Raw genomic sequence first — 639 nt, 5'->3', positions numbered from 1 at the left:
TAAGCACTATAAAACACCAAGTATGTGTTGCCGAAGAGGGGCCTTACACAGGTGTAATAGCCGATATAGACGAACTGCCTTTTTATGAGCACAGTGTTGATGCGTGTATTTTAAGCCACTGCTTAGAGTATCACTCAGACCCACATCACATATTACGCGAGGCGCATCGCACACTTATACCCGGTGGTTACATTGTTATTACCGGATTTAATCCGTTTAGTTTATGTGGATTGGCGCAAATGTTGCCTTTTAGCGGCCAAAAACTGCCGTGGACGGGGCGTTTTTTTACGCCTGCGCGGGTAAAAGATTGGCTTAATTTATTGGGGTTTGAAATTATTAGCGATGAGCGCTTTATTTACTCATCTCTTGCGCGGGGTAACAGGCTTTCACGGTTTGCATTTTGGCGCAGTTTTGCCAAACAGTATTTAAAACCTATGGGGAGTGTTTATATGCTGGTGGCGCGAAAACGCGTGGCTCCGCTTACGCCTATAAAACCTAAGTGGCATGCAAGGCCGCAGTTTTCACCTGTAAAAGGGGCAGGGCTTAGGCAAACCTCAAAGCAGCACTTTAAACAGTGTGAGCAAAAAAATAATAATAGTTAAAAAATGTAAGTAGGCACTTTTTAACCCAGCCATGAGC

1 protein-coding gene is annotated in these 639 nt (G+C 44.3%); it reads left to right on the top strand.

Annotated elements, in window-relative coordinates; genetic code table 11:
• The coding region (locus tag B2R65_RS04160; protein WP_286741283.1) for a class I SAM-dependent methyltransferase at positions 1 to 602 on the top strand (602 nt) is incomplete at its 5' end.
• Positions 603 to 639: the final 37 nt, after the last annotated feature.

It is taken from the genome of Pseudoalteromonas sp. UBA2102 (genome assembly GCF_002331165.1).
GTDB classification, from domain to species: domain Bacteria; phylum Pseudomonadota; class Gammaproteobacteria; order Enterobacterales; family Alteromonadaceae; genus Pseudoalteromonas; species Pseudoalteromonas atlantica.
The sequence above is the reverse complement of the archived record's forward strand: the minus strand, read 5'-3'. Positions and strand labels throughout refer to the sequence as shown.